Annotated in this window: 18 protein-coding genes; 10 read left to right on the forward strand and 8 right to left on the reverse strand. The window is 66.3% G+C overall.

Annotated features, from left to right (window positions below; genetic code table 11):
* The first annotated feature begins 13 nt into the window (after positions 1–13).
* Positions 14–964, forward strand: coding sequence for an OmpA family protein (locus tag SB764_RS18045; RefSeq protein ID WP_074981515.1), 951 nt, complete (start codon positions 14–16; stop codon positions 962–964).
* 113 nt (positions 965–1,077) lie between these two features.
* Here SB764_RS18045 and SB764_RS18050 read toward each other — a convergent pair whose 3' ends face one another.
* From SB764_RS18050 to thiL, 4 genes are read right to left on the reverse strand one after another with little or no spacing between them, the layout of a single operon-like run.
* Positions 1,078–1,638 carry a cupin domain-containing protein gene (locus SB764_RS18050; RefSeq protein WP_410864245.1) on the reverse strand — a complete coding sequence of 187 codons (561 nt, stop codon included), beginning with the start codon at positions 1,636–1,638 and terminating at the stop codon, positions 1,078–1,080.
* A 59-nt stretch (positions 1,639–1,697) separates the two neighbouring features.
* Positions 1,698–2,198, reverse strand: a complete 501-nt coding sequence (locus SB764_RS18055; RefSeq protein WP_065065166.1) for a CinA family protein — start codon at positions 2,196–2,198, stop codon at positions 1,698–1,700.
* A 49-nt stretch (positions 2,199–2,247) separates the two neighbouring features.
* Positions 2,248–2,862: a phosphatidylglycerophosphatase A gene (locus tag SB764_RS18060; RefSeq protein ID WP_410864247.1), complete on the reverse strand. Its 615-nt coding sequence runs from the start codon at positions 2,860–2,862 to the stop codon at positions 2,248–2,250.
* A complete protein-coding gene (gene thiL / locus SB764_RS18065; RefSeq protein ID WP_065065165.1) occupies positions 2,852–3,865 on the reverse strand; it encodes a thiamine-phosphate kinase in 1,014 nt (337 codons plus the stop codon). The genes SB764_RS18060 and thiL overlap by 11 nt, the downstream gene beginning before the upstream one ends.
* A gap of 183 nt (positions 3,866–4,048) precedes the next feature.
* On the opposite strand from thiL, the gene SB764_RS18070 reads away from it, so the two are divergent.
* The 3 genes from SB764_RS18070 to SB764_RS18080 all read left to right on the forward strand — a co-directional run bounded on the left by SB764_RS18070 (position 4,049) and on the right by SB764_RS18080 (position 7,759).
* Positions 4,049–6,343, forward strand: a complete 2,295-nt coding sequence (locus tag SB764_RS18070) for an NADP-dependent malic enzyme (protein ID WP_065065164.1) — start codon at positions 4,049–4,051, stop codon at positions 6,341–6,343.
* A 455-nt stretch (positions 6,344–6,798) separates the two neighbouring features.
* Complete coding sequence (locus SB764_RS18075) at positions 6,799–7,170, forward strand: ribonuclease (protein ID WP_373681568.1); 372 nt, start codon at positions 6,799–6,801, stop codon at positions 7,168–7,170.
* Between the two features lie 16 nt (positions 7,171–7,186).
* Complete coding sequence (locus SB764_RS18080; RefSeq protein WP_065065163.1) at positions 7,187–7,759, forward strand: barstar family protein; 573 nt, start codon at positions 7,187–7,189, stop codon at positions 7,757–7,759.
* A 144-nt stretch (positions 7,760–7,903) separates the two neighbouring features.
* Here the strand turns inward: SB764_RS18080 and SB764_RS18085 are convergent, their stop codons facing one another.
* From SB764_RS18085 to speE, 3 genes are all read right to left on the reverse strand, one after another.
* Positions 7,904–8,644, reverse strand: coding sequence for a 16S rRNA (uracil(1498)-N(3))-methyltransferase (locus tag SB764_RS18085; protein WP_065065162.1), 741 nt, complete (start codon positions 8,642–8,644; stop codon positions 7,904–7,906).
* A gap of 19 nt (positions 8,645–8,663) precedes the next feature.
* Positions 8,664–9,077 (reverse strand): VOC family protein, encoded by a 414-nt coding sequence (locus tag SB764_RS18090; RefSeq protein ID WP_065065161.1) that lies wholly within the window; start codon positions 9,075–9,077, stop codon positions 8,664–8,666.
* Positions 9,078–9,180: 103 nt separating this feature from the next.
* Positions 9,181–10,044 (reverse strand): polyamine aminopropyltransferase, encoded by an 864-nt coding sequence (gene speE / locus SB764_RS18095; RefSeq protein WP_176080365.1) that lies wholly within the window; start codon positions 10,042–10,044, stop codon positions 9,181–9,183.
* A 576-nt stretch (positions 10,045–10,620) separates the two neighbouring features.
* Here speE and tkt point away from each other — a divergent pair.
* Positions 10,621–12,663: a transketolase gene (tkt, locus tag SB764_RS18100; protein ID WP_074981522.1), complete on the forward strand. Its 2,043-nt coding sequence runs from the start codon at positions 10,621–10,623 to the stop codon at positions 12,661–12,663.
* A gap of 143 nt (positions 12,664–12,806) precedes the next feature.
* Positions 12,807–13,817: a type I glyceraldehyde-3-phosphate dehydrogenase gene (gene gap / locus SB764_RS18105; RefSeq protein ID WP_065065158.1), complete on the forward strand. Its 1,011-nt coding sequence runs from the start codon at positions 12,807–12,809 to the stop codon at positions 13,815–13,817.
* A 211-nt stretch (positions 13,818–14,028) separates the two neighbouring features.
* On the opposite strand, the gene fur is transcribed toward gap, so the two are convergent.
* Positions 14,029–14,457, reverse strand: a complete 429-nt coding sequence (gene fur / locus SB764_RS18110; RefSeq protein ID WP_065065157.1) for a ferric iron uptake transcriptional regulator — start codon at positions 14,455–14,457, stop codon at positions 14,029–14,031.
* Between the two features lie 136 nt (positions 14,458–14,593).
* On the opposite strand from fur, the gene SB764_RS18115 reads away from it, so the two are divergent.
* The 4 genes from SB764_RS18115 to SB764_RS18130 all read left to right on the forward strand — a co-directional run bounded on the left by SB764_RS18115 (position 14,594) and on the right by SB764_RS18130 (position 17,752).
* Positions 14,594–15,526 carry an outer membrane protein assembly factor BamE gene (locus SB764_RS18115; RefSeq protein WP_065065156.1) on the forward strand — a complete coding sequence of 311 codons (933 nt, stop codon included), beginning with the start codon at positions 14,594–14,596 and terminating at the stop codon, positions 15,524–15,526.
* Between the two features lie 191 nt (positions 15,527–15,717).
* Positions 15,718–16,515, forward strand: a complete 798-nt coding sequence (dapB, locus tag SB764_RS18120) for a 4-hydroxy-tetrahydrodipicolinate reductase (protein WP_065065155.1) — start codon at positions 15,718–15,720, stop codon at positions 16,513–16,515.
* A gap of 46 nt (positions 16,516–16,561) precedes the next feature.
* Positions 16,562–17,296 (forward strand): MotA/TolQ/ExbB proton channel family protein, encoded by a 735-nt coding sequence (locus SB764_RS18125; protein ID WP_410864252.1) that lies wholly within the window; start codon positions 16,562–16,564, stop codon positions 17,294–17,296.
* Positions 17,297–17,320: 24 nt separating this feature from the next.
* A complete protein-coding gene (locus tag SB764_RS18130; protein WP_065065153.1) occupies positions 17,321–17,752 on the forward strand; it encodes an ExbD/TolR family protein in 432 nt (143 codons plus the stop codon).
* Positions 17,753–17,933 lie beyond the last annotated feature (181 nt).

Below are 17,933 nucleotides of genomic sequence, written 5' to 3' on the forward strand. Positions count from 1 at the left end.
GGAGATTGAAGTCATGAAGAAACTATTGCTATGTGGCGCGCTGGCCACGGCGTTGTCCGCGTTGTCGAGCGCTCCGGCGTTTGCCGGCGTGGGCAGCGACGCCGAAGCGCTCATGCCCGCCGCGCAACGTCTCGCCGATCCGTATCAGCGCGGTCTGGCCGAAGGCTGGCTGGAAATCGCGGATCGTCAGGACAGCCATGTGCTCGTCTCGAAGGTCTACAACGATGCGGCGGCGCGCGCGCTCAACAACGGGCGCCACTATATCGACGGCAGCGTGCCGTTTCAGCCGGTCTACGGCCAGAAGAACTGGCCGCCCGTCGAGACGCGCGAGAAGTGGGTGAAGGCCTTGCAGGAGATCGAGCGCACCAACCAGCGCGCCGATCAGTCGCCGTGCAAGGGCGAGGACGCGGGCCGTCTGCGCGCGCTCACCGACGAAGCCTGGAAGGAACAGGACGAAACGCATGGCACGCGCTGGGTGCACGGCTGGGACGCCATCGAGCGCGCGCAGAAACTCGCGCAGAAGGTGAACGGCGAGCTTGATCAGTGCGTGCCGCCGCCCGCTCCGGCTGTCGTCGTGCCGGTGGTCGCGCCGGTCGTGAAGCCGGTCTCGCTGTCGGCCGACGCGCTGTTCGATTTCGACAGCGCCGTGCTCAAGCCCGAAGGCCATCGTCAGGTCGCCTTGCTCGCGCAGCAGTGGCGCGAGTCGGGCGCGGTGCTGGGCGTGGTCGGCATCACCGGTTACACGGACCGTTTCGGTTCGGCCGCGCACAACGATCGCCTCTCGAATCAGCGTGCGGCGGCGGTGATGCGCGAGATGCAGGCACAAGGCGTGAAGGCGCAGCGTTTCGAGATCAACGGGCGCGGGGCGTCGAATCCGGTCAAGTCGTGTCCGGGCAAGACGGCGACGCCGGCGGTGGTGGCATGTCTCGCGCCCAACCGGCGCGTGGAGATCTCCGCGAAGTAAGCGTGCGTTCGCACGCGCTGAGCGGGGTGTGAGCCGGGCGGCGCGCGCAGCGCCGCCCGAGGATGTAGGGCGATTTGCGGCGTGTCTTCGGGCACGCCGCTTTTTTTATGCGCTCACGCTTTTTTCGCCGCCGCCGCGGGCTTGCGGAACAGTTCGATGATCGGGCGATGCAGCGGATAGCGCTCGAGCAGCGCATCGACGTCGGCGATTTCTAATTCGCTGAATTCGAAGCCCGGCGCGACCGTGCAGCCCACCAGCGCCCAGCTCGACGGATTCACGCAGCGCGCGGCGAACCAGTGGCCCGCCGGCACCACGGCCTGGAACACCGTGCCCGGATGATCGAGCGCGTGGCCGAGCTTGCGCGTGGACAGCACGCCGCGCTCGTCGATCGAATGGATCTCGATGGGCGTGCCCGCGTAGAAATGCCAGAGTTCGTCGGAACGGATGCGGTGCCAGGCGGAATAGGCGCCGTCGGCGAGCAGGAAATAGATCGCGGTCGATGCCGCGCGCGTGCCGTCCGCGTCGTTGCCGCCGTCGCGCAACACCAGTTTGTCGGAGCGATAGGTCTCGCTGTAGTAACCGCCTTCGGGATGCGGTTCGAGTCCGAAGCGGCGAATCAGTTCTTCGACCGCGCCGCTCGTCGTCGCGGTGGACGGGGTAGTCGGTTGCGTCATGGCATGCGTCTCCTGGTGGGCGAGTCCGGCCACGCGCGGGCGTGGGCATTCGCGCTTCGTCAGCGTTCCTGTTCGTCGATCAGCGCCAGCAGCCCGCGCAGCGCGTGCGCGGCGGCCTGCACGCGAATCTGGTCGCGATCGCCTTTGAAAACCAGCGTCTCGACGTTCGTGTGCAACCGGTTGCTCCAGCCGAACGACACCATGCCGACCGGCTTTTCCGGCGTGCCGCCGCCCGGACCGGCAATGCCGGTGATGGCCAGCGAAACCTGTGCCCGGCTGTTGCGCAGCGCGCCTTCGGCCATCGCGCGCGCGACCGGTTCGCTCACCGCGCCGTGTTTGTCGATCATCTCGGCGGGCACGCCGATCATTTCGGTTTTCGCCTGGTTCGAGTAGGTGACGAAACCGCGCTCGAACCAGCCGCTGCTGCCGGAGATGTCGGTGATGGCGGCGGCGACCATCCCGCCCGTGCAGGACTCGGCGGTGGCGAGCATCAGGCGCGCGTCGCGCAGCTTGTTGCCGGCGCGGATCGCGAGTTGGTGGACGACGGAATCGGTGGGCATGGCGGTGTGTCCGTGGCGGTGGCCGAGGGTGGGGGAGCGACGCGAAAAATCAGACCGACATGCGCCAGAGCGCGATCACGAGCAGCGTGAAAAAGGCGGCCACGAGGTCGTCGATCATGATGCCGAAGCCGCCTTTGAAGCGCCGGTCGAAATAGCGGATGGGCGGCGGCTTCACCATGTCGAAGAAACGGAAGATCACGAAGGCCCAGAGCTTGCCGGTGAATTCGATCGGCGTGACCATCAGCAGCACGAGCCAGAACGCGACGATTTCGTCCCAGACGATCGACGAGGGATCGTCGCTGCGCAGTTTCTTCGCCGTGAAGTCGGTGATCCAGATGCCCGCGAGAAAGCCGCCGATAATGAGCACGCCCCAGTCGAGCACGCTCAGATAGCGGTTGAGCACTTCGAACGCGGCCCACGCGAACAGTGTGCCGGCCGTCCCCGGCGCGAGCCGCGAGAGGCCCGAGCCGAAGCCGAGCGAAACGATGTGCAGCGGATGCGTGAGCATGAAAGGCGCATCGGCGCGGCGCGGGCCTTTCGGCGTGCTTGCGGTTTCGGCCCCGGGCAGCGAGGTCAGCGATGAGGGCGGCTCCGAAGCGCCGCCGGGCGCATCGGCATGCGTCGCACCGTTGCCGGCGGGCGAGGGCGTGGAGTCAGTCTGCATGGAAGTGATCGAAGCCTTGCAACGTCAGGTTGAGCGGCGCGCCGGCGGCGTCGTGCCAGGCGATCGCGGGCCGCGCGTCCTGATTCGCGCCGATCCCGCCTTGAGGCGAAGTTATTGTACCGATGCGCGTCACGCGCACACCGGCCTGTTGCGCCGCCGCCTCGACATCGTCACGCCGGGCTTGCGCGGCGGTGAAACACAGTTCGTAGTCGTCGCCGCCCGCGAGCGCGCATTGCACCTGAAGCTCGCGCGGCAGACGCGCGAGCGCGGGCGAGACCGGCAGCGCGTCCACGTTGATGGCGGCGCCCACCCGCGAGCGTTCGAGGATGTGCCGCAGATCGCCGGCCAGCCCGTCCGACACGTCGAGCGCCGCGCGCGCCACGCCCGCGAGCGCGAGACCGAGCGCCACGCGCGGCTGCGGATATTCGAGCGCGCGCCGGAAATATGCGGCATCGGCGGCGTCGACGGGCATTTGCGGCCAGTCGTTGCGCAACACCGCGAGACCCGCGCGCGCGTCGCCGGGCGTGCCCGAGATCCAGACGTCGTCGCCGGGCTGGGCGGTGTCGCGCCGAAGTGCGACATCCTGCCGCACCGAGCCGAACACGGTGATGCAGAGATTGAGCGGCCCGGCCGTGGTGTCGCCGCCGACCAGCTCGCAGTCGTGCAGATCGGCCAGCTCGAAGAGGCCCGCGCTGAAGGCGGCGAGCCAGTCCTCGCGCGGCTTGGGCAGCGCGAACGCGAGCGTGAAGCCGAGCGGCTTCGCGCCCATCGCCGCGAGGTCGGAGAGATTGACGGCGAGCGTCTTGTGGCCGAGCGCGTGGGGATCGACGTCGGGCAGGAAGTGGCGGCCTTCGACCAGCATGTCGGTGGAGACGGCCAGCATTTCGCCTGGCGCGGGCGCGATCAGCGCGCAATCGTCGCCAATGCCGAGCGCGGCGCGGCGTGTGTGTTCTCGTGCGCGCCGCGCGAAATAATGGTCGATCAGGGTGAACTCGGAAAGCATGACGAAAGGTGTATGACGAATGAATGGCGAGCCCGCTGAGCGGGCCGCCGGCGCGGCTTTGTCTCCATGGCGGTCGCGGCAGCTGCGCCTGAACTGAAAGGAATCCTGCTGGGGAATGGCGCTACAATCGGGCACATTCGCGTTCGAACTGTCATTCTAATCCGCACTCACGCCCTGCCTCCCATGTCGAATTCCGCCACGAACAAGCTTCGCGAAGCCGCCCTCGACTATCACGAGTTTCCCACCCCCGGGAAGATCGCGATCGCGCCGACCAAGCAAATGATCAACCAGCGCGACCTCTCGCTCGCGTACTCGCCGGGCGTTGCGTTCGCGTGCGAGGCGATCGTCGAGAATCCGCTGAACGCCGCGCGCTTTACGGCGCGCAGCAATCTCGTCGGCGTCGTGTCGAACGGCACGGCCGTGCTGGGCCTCGGCAACATCGGGCCGCTCGCCTCGAAGCCCGTGATGGAAGGCAAGGCGGTGCTGTTCAAGAAGTTCGCGGGCATCGACGTATTCGACATCGAGCTGAACGAGTCGGATCCGCACAAGCTCGTGGACGTGATCGCCGCGCTCGAACCCACTTTCGGCGGCATCAATCTGGAAGACATCAAGGCGCCGGAATGCTTCATCGTCGAGCGCGAAGCGCGCAAGCGCATGAAGATTCCGGTCTTCCACGACGACCAGCACGGCACGGCCATCGTGGTGGCGGCGGCGTTCACCAACGGCCTGAAGGTCGTCGGCAAGGACATCAAGCAGGTCAAGCTCGTGGCCTCGGGTGCGGGCGCGGCAGCGCTGGCGTGTCTGGATCTGCTGGTCGACCTCGGCCTGCCGCTCGAAAACATTTTCGTGACCGACCTCGCGGGTGTGGTCTACAAGGGCCGCACCGAGCTGATGGACCCGGACAAGGAGCGTTTCGCCCGTGAAACCGAGGCGCGCACGCTCGCCGAAGTGATCGAAGGCGCCGACATTTTCCTCGGCCTCTCCGCGGGCGGCGTGCTCAAGCAGGACATGGTCAAGCAGATGGCCGCGAAGCCGCTGATTCTCGCGCTCGCGAACCCCACGCCTGAAATCCTGCCGGAACTGGCGCTGGAAGTGCGCCCGGACGCCGTGCTCGCCACGGGCCGCACGGATTATCCGAATCAGGTGAACAACGTCCTGTGCTTCCCGTTCATCTTCCGCGGCGCGCTCGACGTGGGCGCGACCACGATCACGCGCGAGATGGAAATCGCCGCCGTGAACGCCATCGCGGAACTGGCGCGCCAGGAGCAGAGCGACGTCGTCGCCACGGCCTACGGCATTCAGGATCTGCAGTTCGGCCCCGAATACCTGATTCCGAAGCCCTTCGACCCGCGCCTGATCGTGAAGATCGCGCCGGCGGTCGCCCAGGCGGCGATGGACGCGGGCGTCGCCACGCGTCCGATCGAGGACATGGACGCCTACGAACAGCACCTCCAGCAGTTCGTCTACCACAGCGGCACGACCATGAAGCCGATCTTCCAGCTCGCGCGCGCCGTGGAGCCGGAGAAGAAGCGCATCGTGTTCGCCGAGGGCGAAGAGGAGCGCATCCTGCGCGCGGTGCAGATCGTGGTCGACGAAAAGCTCGCGAAGCCCATCCTGATCGGCCGCCCGGCGGTGATCGAGCAGCGCATGGCGCGCTACGGGCTGCGTCTGGTCGCGGGTCAGGACTACACGGTCGTCAATACCGATCACGACGAGCGCTATCGCGACTTCTGGCAGACCTACGCGAAGCTGATGGCGCGCAAGGGCATCACGCCGCAAATGGCCAAGCTCGAAATGCGCCGCCGCACCACGCTGATCGGCGCGATGCTGGTGGAAAAGGGCGAAGCCGACGGCATGATCTGCGGCACGGTCAGCACGACGCACCGCCATCTGCACTTCATCGACCAGGTGATCGGCAAGAAGACGGGCTGCAACGTGTTCGCCGCCATGAACGCGCTGGTGCTGCCGAACCGCCAGATTTTCATCGTCGACACGCACGTGAACGTCGATCCCACGCCCGAGCAGCTCGCCGAAATCACGATCATGGCGGCGGAAGAAGTGCGCCGCTTCGGCATCGAGCCGAAGATCGCGCTGTGCTCGCATTCGAACTTCGGGTCGAGCAACGCGCCTTCCGCGCAGAAAATGCGCGACCTGCTGGAAATTCTCCAGGAGCGCGCGCCCGATCTGCAGGTTGACGGCGAAATGCACGGCGACGTCGCGCTCGACGCGAATCTGCGCCAGGAAATCCTGCCGGAGTCGACGCTCGAAGGCGAGGCGAACCTGCTGATCATGCCGAACATCGATGCGGCCAACATCTCGTACAACCTGCTGAAGACGGCGGCCGGCAACAACATCGCCATCGGGCCGATCCTGCTGGGCGCGGCCAAGCCGGTGCACGTGCTGACGGCGTCGGCCACGGTGCGCCGCATCGTCAACATGACGGCGCTGCTGGTCGCGGATGTGAACGCGGCGCGTTAAGTTTTGCGCGGCGTGTCACGCGCGATGTCACGCGAAGTGTCACGATAGGACCACGGATTGGCCGCCTCGGCGGCAGTCCCGAAACGGCGCGTCCGGGCTTCCGGCGCGCCGTTTTTTTGCACTTTTCAGTGTTGTAATAATTACCGGTTTGCCGCTTGTGCGGGGTCAACGGTGTGGTATCGGCGCCTGGCTGCGATTGCTTCCAGGTCCCATTAGCGATACCCTTACATCTTTCATGGTCGTCGAACGCGTAATCCCCAAGATAAAACTTGGGGCGGAAATCCATAAATGGTGCGCAGATGGCATGCATAGGACTGCCTGACGAAAATCGCGCGCAAGATGGCGTCGCATCGACCAGTCAGGTTCGAGTAAATCCTTGTTCCCCAAGAGCATTTCGCGGTCGCGCCGGCGGCGCTGCCGGTCGGCTTGGGCGCGCGGTTTCGGGCTTTTTTCTGGTGGCGGCGCTGGCGTTCGCGCAAGGCGCGGCGGCGCGCGGTTCGTCGTGGGAGCAATCCGGCGGCAACGCGGCCGACGTGCCGGTCGGAACCGTCAACGTGGGCGAGTTGCCGCGCGAGGCGGTTGCCACGCTGGGTCTGATCGGCGAGGGCGGGCCTTATCCGTACGAGAAGGACGGTGTCGTGTTCGGCAATTTCGAGCGGCAGTTGCCGCATCACCGGCGCGGCTTCTATCACGAGTACACCGTCCCCACGCCGCATGCGCGCAATCGCGGCGCACGGCGCATCGTCTGCGGCGGGCCGCTCAGGCATACCGACAACTGCTATTACTCCGACGACCACTACGCCAGTTTTAAGCGAATTGTTGAATGACACCGGGAAGAGCGGCATGAGCGATAACACTTACGCACACGACCCGCGGGTCGCGAGCGATCTGTTCGCGTCCGGCGAGGGCAACCTGTTCCAGCGCGTCATGCAGATGAAGCAGGACGATCAGCAACGCGAGGATCAGCAGCACGGCAGCGTGCACACGGACGAGGCGCATTCATCGAACGAGGCGGCCATGAGCCTGTTTTCGACCGTCAGGCCGAACATCGTCCAGTCGATCCGCGCGTTCCGCGTGCAGGATCTCGCCGACGAGGCTGAGCGTCTGAAGCAGCATTTCCTGTATGCGTTCTGCGCCAATGCGTTGACCAAGCAGGAAGTGCTGGAGACCATTGCCACGTCGTTTCTGTTTCCGAAGCATTTCGGCAAGAACTACGACGGCCTGTACGACTGCCTGACCGATCTGGTGCAGAAAGCCGGCGAGCAGCCGGGCTTCGTGGTCGTGCTCGACGGTCTGCCGATCGCGCAGAAGTTCGACAAGGACGGCCGCGAGACGCTGCTCGACGTGTTCCGCGAGGCATCCGAATATTGGGCCGAGCGCGGCGTGCCGTTCCGGGTCTTTTATTCGTTCGCCTGAACGGACCGGTTTGGCGCGGTCGCCGCGCATCCATCGTCGCATTCGCGCGACACAAACGCACAGGCCCGCCTTTCGGCGGGCCTTGTCATTTTTACGTGCTCGATCGCCCGTTCAGGCGACGTCTGCGTTATCTGCGCAAGCGGATTACCAGCCGCCCCAGCGCGCCGCAAGCGCCGCGAGCACGGCGATCCCCGCCGTTTCCGTGCGCAGGATGCGCGGCCCGAGGCCGACGGCGATAAAGCCGTGATCGAGCGCGGCGGCTTCTTCCGGCGACGAAAACCCACCTTCCGGCCCCACCAGTACGGTCACTTCGCCGTGCGGCGGCGTGCCCGGCAAGGTGGCAAACGAGACATTCGCGCGCGGCGAAAGCAGCACGCGCAACTCGCCTTCGGCAGGCGTTTTCGACAGCGAGCCGAGCCAGGTGCCCATCTCGCGCGTGGGCGCGACTTCCGGCATGCGGTTGCGCCCGCATTGTTCGCACGACGCCTGCACGATGCGCTGCCAGTGCGCCTGGCGGCGCACGGCGCGATCGCCCGAGAGGCGCACGACGCTGCGCGAGGTGGTGAGCGGCACGAAATTCGTCGCGCCCAGTTCGACCGCCTTTTCGATCAGCCAGTCCATTTTGTCGCTGCCGGCGATGCCTTGCGCGAGCGTGAGCCGGTAGGGCGGCTCGGTTTCGATGTCGCGATACGGGCCGACGCGCACTTGCACCTCGCGCCGCTCCATTTCGACGATTTCGGCGCTGAACTCGCCGCCCATGCCGTTGAACAGCACGACCGTGTCGCCGGGTTGCAGACGCAGCACCTGAACGTGTCGCGTGACTTCGTCGGGGAGGGTAAAGACGTCGCCGGATTCCAGGGAATTGCCGACGAAAAAGCGGGGCATAAGACAGGTTCTCATTGCTTCATGACAAATGGCGGGCAAGCGCCCAGCGGTAACCGTCGAGGTCCTCGACCTGGGCGAAACGGTCGCCCCAGAACTGGTCTTGTGGTTCGCTCAACGATTTGGCGCCGGCTGCGAGCGAGCGCGCATACACCGCGTCGACGTCGTCGACATACAGATAAAAGGATTGGGGAGCGATGGTGTTCGAGCTTTTGGGCGTGTGCGCCGTCGAGCCGAACGCGCCTTCGGGCGCAAACATCACGATCAGCTGATCGTGATAGGTCATTTCCACGTGCATGACCGCGCCGTCGTCCTCGACACTGTCGCGTACCGCAAAGCCGAATGCCGCCACGAAAAAGGCGATCGCGGCGCGCGCATCGCGCACCGTCAGATACGGCGTCAGCCACGGCACACCGGCGGGGCGGGGTGGGGTCATCGAGTCTCTCCAGATTCGGTTCGGGCAAGGACCTGGGTGGGCGGATTTCGGCGGGTACGCAAAAAAGTGTAAGGAACCCAGCGATTCTCCAACGTCACACCTGCTAAAGCTGTAGGAATTGGCCTAGTTTATCGCGCGCCATCCGGGGTGCGACCAGGAGTGCCCCGTGGATCTGCGCGTCGTAGAAGCGCAGTTCCTCGATCTGGCGCGCGGCGAGGCGCGTTTCGATCGCGGCGGCGTCCATCGTCATCGGATCGAGACGGTCGCTTGCCACCGCCATCAGCCAGAACGCGCCGTAAAGCGGCACGTAGGCGCCGAGCGGGCGCACCCGCGCGAACGCGCCACGCAATCCGGCCAGCAGCGCGCCGATGCGCGCGGCGTGATGATACGGCGCGCCCAGATGCAAGGAAACCAGCGCATCGTCGTTCATCACGCGCTTGAGCGCGGCGTAGAACGCGGCAGTGTACAGGCCCGCGGCGGGCGAGTCGGGCGGCGTCAGATCGAACACGACCAGATCGAACCGTTCTGCGGCGCGCGCGACGAAGTCGGCGGCGTCGCCGATCACCAGTTCCACGCGCGGGTCGTCGAAGGCGCCGCCGCGCACGTCCGGCAGATAGTCGCCGGTCAGCCGCACGACGTCCGGATCGAGTTCGGCCACCACGATGCGCTCGATGCCCGGATGGCGCAGCAACTGGCGCGCCGCGCCGCCGTCGCCGCCGCCCAGCACGAGCGCCGCGCGCGGCGCGGGATGCGTGAGCGCGGCCACGTGCGTCATGCACTCGTGATAGATGAATTCGTCGCCGGCCGAGGTCATCGGCCGGCCGTCCAGCGTGAACAGGCAGCCGAGCTGCGGCGTGTCCCAGACCTCGATGTGCTGCCAGACCGAATCGGCGGCGGCGAGCAGGCGCGCGCCGGGGAAGCCGTATTCGGCGTCGGCGGCGGGGCGGAAGACGAGCGGAGCGGTCACGGCGGAGTCGAGGCGATCGGTGCGGATTCGTTTCTAAAAGCGATGCGACCCTATGGAGAGCAGGGCGAGCGTGGTGCGCTGGCCGAACCCGGCAGGCAGGCGCGAATCAGGGCGACATCGGCATCTGTCGCAATTATAAAGGCGGCTGGCGTGTGGCCCGCCGCCGCGTGCTGGGCGCCGCCGTGTGCCGGCAGGCGGGGCCGAGTTGCCGCCGAGTTGCCGCCGAGTTGCCGCCGAGTTGCCGCCGAGTTGCCGCCGATTGCCGCCGAGTTGCCGCGCCGCAACGTCGCCGCGTCATAACGCAACGTCGATCGCGTCATAACAGGGTCCAATCGCCGCGTGCCAGAGTTTGATCCTGCTCCTGCCGATCCGGGAAAATCCCCATGATCTGCTAGAATGTCCGCCTTTGCAGCCCTGTCCGTTTGCTCTGGCCGTTTGCGTCTACCTGGCGCCGCATCGCGCGCCGGAGCGGGCGTTTGCCGAGCTTCCGGAAGTCTCGCTGCTGTGCGCGATCCGCAAACCGTTTCATCGTTTGCCCGCCCACGCCGCTTTTTGCACTCGATCCCCGGACTCGACATGACGACCTCGTCCTCCGCCTCCCCCGCTACCACCTCGTTGATGGCCAACGCGATCCGCGCGCTGTCCATGGACGCCGTTCAGCAAGCGAATTCCGGCCACCCCGGCATGCCCATGGGCATGGCCGAGATCGCCGTCGCGCTGTGGGCGCGCCATCTGCGCCACAACCCGACGAACCCGCACTGGAACGACCGCGACCGCTTCGTGCTGTCGAACGGCCACGGCTCCATGCTGCTGTACTCGTTGCTGCATCTGACCGGCTACGATCTGCCGATCGAAGAGCTGAAGAACTTCCGCCAGATGCACTCGAAGACGCCGGGTCACCCGGAATTCGGCATCACGCCGGGCGTCGAAACCACGACCGGCCCGCTCGGCCAGGGTCTGGCGAACGCGGTCGGCATGGCGCTGGCCGAAGCGCTGCTCGCCGCCGAGTTCAACAAGGCCGACGCGAAGATCGTCGACCACCACACCTATGTGTTCCTCGGCGACGGCTGCCTGATGGAAGGCATCTCGCACGAAGCCTGCTCGCTCGCCGGCACGCTCAAGCTGAACAAGCTGATCGCGCTGTACGACGACAACGGCATCTCGATCGACGGCCACGTCGAGCACTGGTTCCACGACGACACCCCGAAGCGTTTCGAAGCCTACGGCTGGAACGTGATCGCGGACGTGAACGGTCATGACGTCGACGCCGTCGACGCGGCCATCGCCCAGGCGAAGGCATCGGACAAGCCCACGCTGATCTGCTGCAAGACGCAGATCGGTCACGGCGCGCCGACCAAGGCCGGCGGTCACGACGTGCACGGCGCGCCGCTCGGCGCCGAAGAAATCGCCAAGTGGCGCGAAGCGGCGGGCTGGAAGTGGGAGCCCTTCGTCGTGCCGCAGGAAGTCTACGCAGACTGGGATTCGAAGGCCACGGGCGCGAAGCTCGAAGGCGAATGGAACGAATCGTTCGGCGCGTACAAGTCGAAATATCCGCAGGAAGCCGCTGAATTCGAGCGCCGCATGGCCGGCAAGCTGCCCGCCGACTGGGCGCAGAAGGCTGCCGCGATCGTCGCGGGCGCGGACTCGCGCAAGGAAACCGTCGCGACCCGCAAGGCGTCGCAGCAAGCCATCGAAGGTCTCGCCGCAGCGCTGCCCGAACTGCTCGGCGGCTCGGCCGACCTGACCGGCTCGAACCTCACGAACTGGAAGGCTTCGAAGCCCGTGCGCGCCGCCAAGGCAGGCGAAGCCGGCATCGAGTGGGGCAACCACGTCAACTACGGCGTGCGTGAGTTCGGCATGAGCGCCGCGCTCAACGGCATCGTGCTGCACGGCGGCTACAAGGCTTTCGGCGGCACCTTCCTGACGTTCTCGGACTACAGCCGCAACGCGCTGCGCGTCGCCGCGCTGATGAAGTGCCCGTCGATCTTCGTGTTCACGCACGACTCGATCGGCCTCGGCGAAGACGGCCCGACGCACCAGTCGATCGAACAGGTCCCGAGCCTGCGCCTGATCCCGAACATGACGCTCTGGCGTCCGGCCGACACGGTGGAAACGGCCGTGGCCTGGACCGAGTCTATTGCGCATCAAGGCCCGTCGTCGCTGATCTTCAGCCGTCAGAACCTGCAGTTCAACGAACGCACCGATGCGCAGATCGCCAACATCGCCAAGGGCGGTTACGTGCTGAAGGACTGGAACGACGACATCCCGAGCCGCAAGATCATCCTGATCGCCACGGGTTCGGAAGTCGAACTGGCGATGAAGGCCGTCGAAGCGCTGCAGCGCGAAGGCATCGGCGCCCGCGTCGTGTCCATGCCGTCGACCAACGTGTTCGACCGTCAGGACGCCGAGTACAAGGAGCGCGTGCTGCCCAAGGGCGTGCGCCGCGTCGCGATCGAAGCCGCGCAGACCGACTTCTGGCGCAAGTACGTCGGCCTCGAAGGCGGGGTGGTCGGGATCGACACCTTCGGCGAATCGGCCCCGGCTGGCGTGCTGTTCAAGCACTTCGGTTTCACGGTCGAGAACGTCGTCGCGACGGCCAAGGCCGCGCTGGACAACTAAGCATGCTTCACACGGGCTCGCCGCCTACCAGACGGCGGGCCCGTTTGCCGTGTGCGCCCCGCAGCGTCGCGCTCGCACGCGACGGCGAACGGAGCGGCCGCACGGCGTCCGTCTCAGAATTTTTAACCATCAGGAGATGAACCATGACGATTCGCGTCGCTATCAACGGCTATGGCCGTATCGGCCGTAACACGCTTCGCGCGTTCTACGAGAACGGCAAGAAGCACGACATCCAGATCGTGGCGATCAACGACCTGGGTGACGCGAAGACCAACGCGCATCTGACGCAATACGACACGGCTCACGGCAAGTTCCCGGGCGAAGTTAGCGTCGACGGCGACTACCTCGTCGTCAACGGCGACCGTATCCGCGTGCTGGCCAACCGCAACCCGGCAGAACTGCCGTGGGGCGAGCTGGGCGTCGACATCGTGTTCGAATGCACGGGCTTCTTCACGACCAAGGAAAAGGCGAGCGCCCACCTGAAGGGCGGCGCAAAGAAGGTCATCATCTCGGCGCCGGGCGGTAAGGACGTCGACGCGACCATCGTCTACGGCGTGAACCACAACGTGCTGAAGGCTTCGGACACGGTCATCTCGAACGCATCGTGCACGACGAACTGCCTCGCGCCGCTCGTCAAGCCGCTGAACGACAAGATCGGCCTCGAAACCGGTCTGATGACGACGATCCACGCCTACACGAACGACCAGGTTCTGACGGACGTGTACCACGAAGACCTGCGCCGCGCGCGCTCGGCCACGCACAGCCAGATCCCGGCGAAGACGGGCGCGGCATCGGCTGTCGGCCTCGTGCTGCCGGAACTGAACGGCAAGCTGGACGGTTACGCGATCCGCGTCCCGACCATCAACGTGTCGATCGTCGACCTGTCGTTCATCGCCAAGCGCGACACGACCGTCGAAGAAGTCAACGCGATCATGAAGGAAGCCTCGGAAGGCGCGCTCAAGGGCATCCTGGGCTACAACACCGCACCGCTGGTGTCGATCGACTTCAACCACAACCCGGCATCGTCGACGTTCGACTCGACGCTCACGAAGGTCTCGGGCCGCCTGGTCAAGGTGTCGAGCTGGTACGACAACGAGTGGGGCTTCTCGAACCGCATGCTGGACACGGCTGTGGCGCTCGCGAACGCGAAGTAAGTACGCTTGCTGGACGAAAAACCGCCCTTCGGGGCGGTTTTTTTACGCCGTCGCGTGGCGTGCGCGCCACGCAAATCTGGCTAATGATTGCCGCGACCGCGCAAAACATTACCGGATAAAACAAAAACGCCACGGCGAAGCGTGGCGTTTTTCCGCGATAAGCGGTGCATGAGCGGTATGCCGGGCGGGCCCGGGCATACCGTAAGCACGCTCAATGCTTGCGGTGCGGGCAGTTTTCCTTCGTGCACGCGCCGTAAAGCGCAAGCGCGTGCTCCTGCAGCTTGAAGCCGCGCTCGTTGGCGATCATCTGCTGGCGTTTCTCGATTTCGGGGTCGAAGAATTCCTCGACGATGCCGCAATCGAGGCACACCAGGTGGTCGTGGTGGCTGCCTTCGTTGAGTTCGAAGACGGCTTTGCCCGACTCGAAGTTGCTGCGCGTGAGCAGGCCTGCCTGCTCGAACTGCGTGAGCACGCGGTAGACCGTGGCGAGGCCGATGTCGAGCTCCTCGTTCAGCAGGTTGCGGTACACGTCTTCCGCCGTCAGGTGGCGTACCGGGCTGTGCTGAAAAATCTCCAGGATCTTGAGGCGCGGCAGCGTCGCCTTCAGACCGATGTTCTTGAGATCGGTTGGATTGGTCATGACGATAAGTCCCTGGAGTACAATGCTAGGTTCTTATGTTAATGCGTTTTTGCCGTTCCGGGCATTTTCGGCAGAACTTCGAACGAACTTCTACAGAATACGCGCGGCTTCGCGACAAGCCCGCACGGTGAGGGAAATGATTCCAGAATTCACAACGATCGGCCGCCGTCTGAGCGGCAGCCGCGTGGCGTGCACCCTGCTGGCCGCTGCCGCGTTCGCAACCCTCGGGGGCTGCAAGACCTATGACGGCGTGACGCAGCGCATCGCGCAGAGCATTACGCCGTACCGCATCACCATCGTGCAAGGCAACTTCGTTTCGAGCGAAATGGCCGCCCAGATGCATGTGGGCATGTCGCGCGCCGAGGTCAAGCAACTGCTTGGCACGCCGCTGCTCACCGACATGTTCCACGCGAACCGCTGGGACTACGTCTTCTACTTCAAGCGCGGCTCGACCGCCGTTGTCCAGCAGCGCGACTTCGTCGTGATGTTCGAGGGCGACCGCGTGGCCAGCTGGTCGGGCGGCGAAGATCTGCCGTCGAATCTGGAACTGCTCGCCGAAATCGACGGCGACAAATCGGGCAAGAAGGCCAAGGCCGCTGCGGCTGCCGCTGCTTCTGGCGCGTCGGGCGCCACGGCTGCGTCGCTGGCGCCGGCTGCCGGCAGCCCGGGCGCGTCGGCGCCGGCTGTCACCGACACGGCGCGCACGCCGTCGTCGGAACTCGGCACCGCCACCTCGCAACTGCCGCAGGACGCCAACGCGCAGGCCGCCGCCGCCGCGAACCGCGCCACGGAAGCGGTGCAAACGCCGGCCGGCGTGACGCCGTCGGTGCGCTCGGGTACGCCCACGTCGGCGGCGCTGCCGCCGAACGTCGGCACGATGCCCTCGCAGGTCCAGCTGCGCCGTCAGCCGCCGCCGCAGATCCAGGGCGTGCCGCCGTCGAATCCGGTCGGTCCGACCGCGGGCGCACAAGGCACCGGCGACACGAATCCGCCGCCGCCGTCGCAAAACGCGCCGCTGACCGCGCCGCCCACCGTGCCCGCCTCGGGCGCCGCGGCCACGGGCAACTGATCGCGCGGTCCGACGGCGCAGCGCGTCGCGCGGTCCGCCGCGCGGTGCGTCGTATCGGACAATTCGTACGGGCGTAGCGCCTCGCGCTGCGCCTCTCCTCGGCGGCTTCGGCCGCCGCGTTTTTTGGTGGTGGCCGCGCGCGGTGTGTCCCGTGCGCGGACTCGGCCAGTTTCACGTTTGCAGGGACCGTCATGAAAATCGCAATCGCCGGCGCATCGGGCCGCATGGGCCGCATGCTCATCGAAGCCGTTCTCAACTCGCCTGACTGCACGCTCTCGGGCGCGCTCGTCCGCACCGGCTCGGCCGCTCTCGGCCAGGACGCGGGTGCGTTCCTCGGCAAGCAAACCGGCGTGCAGATCACCGATGACATCGAACAGGTCTTCTCGCAGAGCGACTGTCTGATCGACTTCACGCGCCCCGAAGGCACGCTCGTGCACCTCGAAGCCGCGCAGCGCCACGGCGTGAAGATGGTGATCGGCACGACCGGCTTCGACGCGCAGCAGAAGGCGCAGCTCGGCGCCGCCGCGCAGAAGGTCGGCGTGGTGTTCGCCGCGAACATGAGCGTGGGCGTGAACGTCACGCTCAAGCTGCTCGAATACGCCGCGCAGTTCTTCGACAAGGGCTACGACATCGAGATCATCGAGGCGCACCATCGCCACAAGGTCGACGCGCCCTCGGGTACCGCGCTTGCGATGGGCGAAGCCGTGGCGCACGCGCTCGGCCGCAATCTCGACGACTGCGCCGTGTACGGCCGCAACGGCGTGACCGGCGAGCGCGATCCGTCGACCATCGGGTTTTCGGCGATTCGCGGCGGCGACATCGTCGGCGACCATACGGTGCTGTTCGCGGGCATCGGCGAGCGCATCGAGATCACGCACAAGTCGTCGAGCCGCCTGTCGTACGCGCAAGGCAGCGTGCGCGCCGCGCTGTTTCTGCAGGACAAGGCAAGCGGCCTGTACGATATGCAGGACGTGCTCGGCCTGCGCTGAGCGAACCTGACACCAACGCGGCAGTCCCGCCGCGAGACGAGGGCCGATGGCAGCGAGTTCCGGAGTCATCCACTATCTGCAGACGAGCGACGCCGTCACCCACGCGGTCGCGTGGGTGTTGCTGGCCATGTCGATCGCGAGCTGGTGTTTTCTGATCGTCAAAAGCTGGATGCTGGTGCGTGCGAAGCGCCAGGGGCCGCGCGCCGTGGCGCGCTTCTGGCAAGCGCATTCGCTCGCCGAGGGTGTGAATGCGATGCGCGCGGTCGATCGCGAGCGCGTGTTTTTGCCGCTCGCGCAAGCGACGCTCGCAGTCGTCGAATCCGACGCGCCCGGCGCCTTGCTGGCCCGTGTGGATCGCGGCGAGCGTGTGCTGCGCGCGCTGCGGGGCGCGCTTCAGGGCTCGCAACGGCGGCTGGAGTTCGGTCAGGTGCTGCTGGCTTCGGTGGGCAGCACGGCGCCGTTCGTCGGCCTGCTCGGCACCGTCTGGGGCATCTATCACGCGCTCGGCAGCATTGCCGCGAGCGGCCAGGCGATGATCGAAAACGTGGCCGGCCCGGTGGGCGAGGCGCTCATCATGACGGCCTTCGGCCTCGTCGTGGCGATTCCCGCGGTGCTCGCCTATAACGTGCTCGGCCGCCTCGTGCGCCAGATCTCCGACGATCTCGACGGCTTCGCGCACGATCTGCATGCTTACGCCTGCGCGCCGGACGACGGCGCCGCAGCGCGCGATCTCCCGCTGGCCGCTCGCAGCGAAGGCGTCACGCGCGCCGGGGCGCTTTGACGCGCCGCTGACACGGAGGCACGCATGGCATTCGGCGGACTCGAAAAGAAGCGCGATTCGGCACCGATGGCCGAGATCAACATGACGCCGCTCATCGACGTCATGCTCGTGCTGCTCGTCATCTTCATCATCACCGCGCCGCTGTTCACGCACGCGATCCGGCTCGACCTGCCGCAGGTGGCCGCCGAGGCCGCGCGGCAGACGCCGCAGACCGTCACGCTGTCCATCGACGGCGCGGGCAAGCTCTACTGGAACGCCGCGCCCATTTCACTCGACGAGCTGCGCCAGCGTTTCGCCGACGCGGGCAAGGCGCCCGAGGCGCAGCAGCCCGACTTGCAGCTACGCGCCGCGCGCGACACGCGCTACGACATCATCGCCCAGGTGATGGGCGCGGCGCAGGCTGCGGGCCTCGCGCGCATCGGTTTCGTGACCGATCCGGCACCCGCGCAGCATTGATCGTCGCGCGCCGCGGGCACGCCGCGCCCGGCGCCGGCGCGCTCATGTCAAACCGGGCGGAAAGCCCGGCTCAGTCAACGGTATAATCAGCGTTTCCCCGCTTATCACGGGGTCGTTTAGCCAGCGTAGCCCGCCACCCGCCGGCGTCGCAGTCCGGCTGCGAACGACCGGTCCGGTGCAT

The organism is Paraburkholderia sp. SIMBA_027 (assembly GCF_046535315.1).
In the GTDB taxonomy this organism is placed as follows: domain Bacteria; phylum Pseudomonadota; class Gammaproteobacteria; order Burkholderiales; family Burkholderiaceae; genus Paraburkholderia; species Paraburkholderia tropica.

Bases quoted from the DNA above. Each gene is read 5' to 3' on its own strand.
- SB764_RS18050 (WP_410864245.1), bottom strand. From the start codon at position 1,638: ATGACGCAACCGACTACCCCGTCCACCGCGACGACGAGCGGCGCGGTC.
- SB764_RS18055 (WP_065065166.1), bottom strand. From the start codon at position 2,198: ATGCCCACCGATTCCGTCGTCCACCAACTCGCGATCCGCGCCGGCAAC.
- SB764_RS18090 (WP_065065161.1), bottom strand. From the start codon at position 9,077: ATGACCCCACCCCGCCCCGCCGGTGTGCCGTGGCTGACGCCGTATCTG.
- SB764_RS18115 (WP_065065156.1), top strand. From the start codon at position 14,594: ATGATTCCAGAATTCACAACGATCGGCCGCCGTCTGAGCGGCAGCCGC.
- SB764_RS18060 (WP_410864247.1), bottom strand. From the start codon at position 2,862: ATGCAGACTGACTCCACGCCCTCGCCCGCCGGCAACGGTGCGACGCAT.
- SB764_RS18085 (WP_065065162.1), bottom strand. From the start codon at position 8,644: ATGCCCCGCTTTTTCGTCGGCAATTCCCTGGAATCCGGCGACGTCTTT.
- SB764_RS18080 (WP_065065163.1), top strand. From the start codon at position 7,187: ATGAGCGATAACACTTACGCACACGACCCGCGGGTCGCGAGCGATCTG.
- fur (WP_065065157.1), bottom strand. From the start codon at position 14,457: ATGACCAATCCAACCGATCTCAAGAACATCGGTCTGAAGGCGACGCTG.
- SB764_RS18130 (WP_065065153.1), top strand. From the start codon at position 17,321: ATGGCATTCGGCGGACTCGAAAAGAAGCGCGATTCGGCACCGATGGCC.
- SB764_RS18125 (WP_410864252.1), top strand. From the start codon at position 16,562: ATGGCAGCGAGTTCCGGAGTCATCCACTATCTGCAGACGAGCGACGCC.
- tkt (WP_074981522.1), top strand. From the start codon at position 10,621: ATGACGACCTCGTCCTCCGCCTCCCCCGCTACCACCTCGTTGATGGCC.
- gap (WP_065065158.1), top strand. From the start codon at position 12,807: ATGACGATTCGCGTCGCTATCAACGGCTATGGCCGTATCGGCCGTAAC.
- thiL (WP_065065165.1), bottom strand. From the start codon at position 3,865: ATGCTTTCCGAGTTCACCCTGATCGACCATTATTTCGCGCGGCGCGCA.
- SB764_RS18045 (WP_074981515.1), top strand. From the start codon at position 14: ATGAAGAAACTATTGCTATGTGGCGCGCTGGCCACGGCGTTGTCCGCG.
- dapB (WP_065065155.1), top strand. From the start codon at position 15,718: ATGAAAATCGCAATCGCCGGCGCATCGGGCCGCATGGGCCGCATGCTC.
- SB764_RS18070 (WP_065065164.1), top strand. From the start codon at position 4,049: ATGTCGAATTCCGCCACGAACAAGCTTCGCGAAGCCGCCCTCGACTAT.